The sequence below is a fragment of the Polaribacter sp. genome (assembly GCF_965656025.1).
Taxonomy (GTDB): domain Bacteria; phylum Bacteroidota; class Bacteroidia; order Flavobacteriales; family Flavobacteriaceae; genus Polaribacter.
On sequence record NZ_CBFHJT010000052.1, the window covers coordinates 15832 to 19647 of the forward strand.

The following is a 3816-nucleotide window of genomic DNA, read 5'->3' on the forward strand; positions in this document are numbered from 1 at the left end:
TGATAAAATAAGAGATACAGCATCATCTCACAATAGATTATTTTTTATAGAAGTAATGGGTAGAGATGTTGGTCATATTGCACTAAGTGCGGGGATTGGAGCAGGAGCAGAAGAAATTTTAATACCTGAAGAAGATTTAGGTTTAGAACGTTTGTTAGATTCTTTGGAAAGAAGTAGAGAATCTGGAAAATCTTCTAGTATTGTTGTTGTTGCAGAAGGTGATAAAACAGGTAAAAATGTTTTTGAGCTTAAAGATTATGTAAATGAAAACCTACCAGAATATGATGTCCGAGTTTCGGTTCTAGGACACATGCAAAGAGGAGGTTCACCTTCTTGTTTTGATAGAGTTTTAGCAAGTAGAATGGGGGTAAAAGCTGTAGAAAGTTTATTAGGAGGACAAACCAATTTAATGGTAGGTCTTATAAATGATAAAATAGCTATAACGCCATTAGATAAAGCAATAAAAGGACAATCTAAAATTAATAAAGAATTAGTAAGAGTATCAGACATTATGTCTACATAATATTAAAAAGTAAAATAAAATGATAAAAGTAGGAATTAACGGATTTGGAAGAATAGGAAGATTAGCATTCAGATCATCAGTATTAAGAGACAATGTACAAGTTGTTGCAATTAACGATTTATTAGATGTAGACTATTTAGCTTACATGTTAAAATACGATTCAGTTCACGGAGCTTTTGATGGAACTGTGGATGTAAAAGACGGTAAATTAGTTGTAAACGGAAACGAAATTAGAATTACTGCAGAAAGAGACCCAGCAAACTTAAAGTGGGATGAAGTTGGAGCAGAATATGTAATAGAATCTACAGGGTTTTTCTTAACAGAAGAAACTGCAGGAAAGCATTTAGAAGCAGGAGCTAAAAAAGTAGTTTTATCTGCACCATCTAAAGACCATACACCAATGTTTGTAATGGGTGTAAATAATAAAGAATTAAAAGCAGACCAAAAGATTTTTTCTAATGCGTCTTGTACTACAAACTGTTTAGCACCAATTACTAAAGTTTTAAATGATAACTTTGGTATTGTAGAAGGTTTAATGACAACTGTACATGCTGCAACTGCAACACAAAAAACTGTAGATGGCCCATCTATGAAAGATTGGAGAGGTGGACGTTCTGCAATTGGTAACGTAATACCTTCTTCTACAGGAGCTGCAAAAGCAGTAGGTAAAGTAATTCCTGCAATGAATGGTAAGTTAACAGGTATGGCTTTTAGAATACCAACTATGGATGTTTCTGTAGTAGATTTAACTGTAAAGTTAGAAAAAGCAGCTTCTTATGATGACATTTGTGCAGCAATGAAAGCAGCTTCAGAAAGTGAAGATATGAAAGGGATTTTAGGATATACAGAAGATATGGTGGTTTCTCAAGATTTTGTTGGAGACACTAGAACTTCTATTTTTGATGCCAAAGCAGGTATTGCTTTAAACGATAACTTTGTAAAAGTTGTTTCTTGGTATGATAATGAAATGGGATATTCTACAAAAATTGTAGACTTAATTGAATATGCTGCAACTTTGTAAAAAGCATATTTTATACAATTTAAAAAAACCTGATAGAATTAATTCTATCAGGTTTTTGTTTTATACATACTTCGTGTTTTTATGATGCAATATTCACATTGAACAAATAGCCAACAAGTGCTGTTAGGCCCATTGCAACAGTACCCCAAAATGTAATTCTTAGCACTGCTTTTAAAATACTTGAACCACCAGTTTTGGCTGCAATTGCTCCAAGCATAATTAGAAAAAATATTGCAAAACCATAAAGGGAATATTCCATATTTTTTAATGGATGAAAAAGTGTTACCAAAAATGGAAGCAAACCTCCAATTGTAAATGCTGCTCCAGAAGCAAATGCAGCTTGTATTGGTTTAGCTTGACTAATTTCATTAATACCTAACTCGTCTCTAACGTGCGCTCCTAATGCATCATGTTCAGTTAATTCTTTTGCAACCATTAAAGCAGTTTCTTTTTTTAGTCCTCTATTTTCATAAATTTTTGCTAGCCTTTGTAATTCTAATTCAGGCATTTCTGTTAGTTCTTGCTTTTCTCTTTCAATATCAGCATTTTCAATATCTGTTTGAGAACTAACAGAAACATACTCTCCAGCAGCCATGGATAAAGCACCAGCAACAAGTCCTGCTAATGTTGCCAAAATAATAGGTTCTCTCAAATTACTAGCAGCTGCAACTCCAATTGCAATACTAGCAGTTGATAAAATTCCATCATTGGCACCAAGAACTACAGCTCTTAACCAATTACTTCTATGTATGTAGTGAACTTTTAAATAGTTTTCTAAATCTTCTTTTTTTTCTGCCATCTATTTTGCGCTTAAACGATACCTACTAAAGTTATCGCTTATTTAACAGCAATCATACTAATTTCTACATTTACAAACTTAGGTAAATTAGCAACTTCTACAGTTTCTCTTGCAGGGGCAGTTTCGTTATCAAAATACTCACCATAAATTCTATTTATTTCAGTAAAATTATTCATATCAGAAATAAAAATAGACGATTTTATTACATTCTCAAATGTCATTTTAGCAGCTCCTAAAACCGCTTTTAAATTTTCCATCACCTGTTTGGTTTCTATGGCAATATCTTCAGTTACTAATTTACCAGAAATTGGGTTTATGGCAATTTGTCCAGAAGTGTATAAAGTATTGCCTGTTAAAACAGCTTGGTTATATGGCCCAATGGGTGCAGGTGCATTTTTTGTAGTGATAATTGTTTTCATAATTTTTTGGTCTTTTTTATTATGTACAAAATTAAAAAATTTAATTTTTAGATTTTTTTAAGGGAAAAGTTATAAATTTAAGAAGATTTTGTTTTTTTAACTTCCAACTTCAAATTAAAACAAATTTCTATCTGGTGGTTTGTTTTTATCCCATTTTAAATCTGATAATACAGAAGATTTTACACCAATAAAAAAGGTATAAGAAGAATTTGTACCAAAAGGTACCCAGTTGAAATTAAAATTCCAACTATCTAAGTCTCTAGAAAAATTAAATCTAGAAAATGTAAAAGCCCCATTTTTAAAATCGTAACCAGAAGAGTAGCCTAATTTCCATTTGGGAGATAACTCTACATTACCACTAAACATAATACTATGTACACCAATTTGCCCACCATCTAAACCGTTATTTGTGTAGTTGGTAGAGTAGGCTAAATTGATAGACCAAGGCACTTCTGCTTGGTATAGTTTTGCAGTTTTATCTTTATTTTTTTCAGTGTCTGGTGCTGCACTTCTGTTTAAGTTACCAAAACCATCTCTATTGTTTGGATTTATGGCAGCACCAATAACATCAGCTGTATTGTTGGGATCTCTGTTTTCTTCTTCTTTGCTACCTTTTTTATCCTTTTTAAAATCGGTACTAGAAATTGTGTAGTTTGCAGTTAAGCTAGCATTAGTCAATCTTAACAAATTAGGGTTAAATTCGTTAATTCTTACAGCATTTCCAGATGCAGATTTTACTACCTTGTATGGGTCTAATGAGCCGCTTAAATTAATAGCCAATTTATCTTTAAACAAACGTGTACCCGCAGAAAAACTAACTGGAGACCAGCGTAAACTATCTGCTGCAATATTATAAGAAGTGTTAAAATTTAAGTTGTTTAGTAGCGTAATTTTTTCATCTTCTTCATCTTCGCTTTCTGGATCTTTTGGTGCCACTTTTGCTTCTAAAACGTTGTTTAAAGTAATCCCAATTGAATTACTTAAACCGGCAGAAGGCGCTCCGAAAATACCTCTATCAAAAGCTGTATACTCTTCAAAATCATTAGGGTTGTTG

Annotated in this window: 5 protein-coding genes; 2 read left to right on the forward strand and 3 right to left on the reverse strand. The window is 32.4% G+C overall.

The genetic code is table 11. The annotated features are described in order from the left end of the window. Both ACTG3S_RS10345 and gap read left to right on the forward strand, forming a co-directional pair. A partial coding sequence (locus ACTG3S_RS10345) for a 6-phosphofructokinase (RefSeq protein ID WP_439129278.1) occupies window positions 1-523 on the forward strand: 523 nt, incomplete at its 5' end. A 19-nt stretch (window positions 524-542) separates the two neighbouring features. Then, window positions 543-1544, forward strand: coding sequence for a type I glyceraldehyde-3-phosphate dehydrogenase (gene gap / locus ACTG3S_RS10350; RefSeq protein ID WP_439129279.1), 1002 nt, complete (start codon window positions 543-545; stop codon window positions 1542-1544). A gap of 79 nt (window positions 1545-1623) precedes the next feature. Here gap and ACTG3S_RS10355 read toward each other — a convergent pair whose 3' ends face one another. The 3 genes from ACTG3S_RS10355 to ACTG3S_RS10365 all read right to left on the reverse strand — a co-directional run. Beyond that, window positions 1624-2343 carry a VIT1/CCC1 transporter family protein gene (locus ACTG3S_RS10355; RefSeq protein WP_439129280.1) on the reverse strand — a complete coding sequence of 240 codons (720 nt, stop codon included), beginning with the start codon at window positions 2341-2343 and terminating at the stop codon, window positions 1624-1626. Between the two features lie 38 nt (window positions 2344-2381). After that, entirely contained in the window at window positions 2382-2762 is a 381-nt protein-coding gene (locus ACTG3S_RS10360; protein ID WP_439129281.1) for a Rid family detoxifying hydrolase, read from the reverse strand. Between the two features lie 114 nt (window positions 2763-2876). Further along, the coding region (locus ACTG3S_RS10365; RefSeq protein ID WP_439129282.1) for a putative LPS assembly protein LptD at window positions 2877-3816 on the reverse strand (940 nt) is incomplete at its 5' end.

Excerpts from the sequence above, each read along its gene's own strand:
- ACTG3S_RS10355 (WP_439129280.1), bottom strand. The coding sequence starts at position 2,343 with ATGGCAGAAAAAAAAGAAGATTTAGAAAACTATTTAAAAGTTCACTAC.
- gap (WP_439129279.1), top strand. The coding sequence starts at position 543 with ATGATAAAAGTAGGAATTAACGGATTTGGAAGAATAGGAAGATTAGCA.
- ACTG3S_RS10360 (WP_439129281.1), bottom strand. The coding sequence starts at position 2,762 with ATGAAAACAATTATCACTACAAAAAATGCACCTGCACCCATTGGGCCA.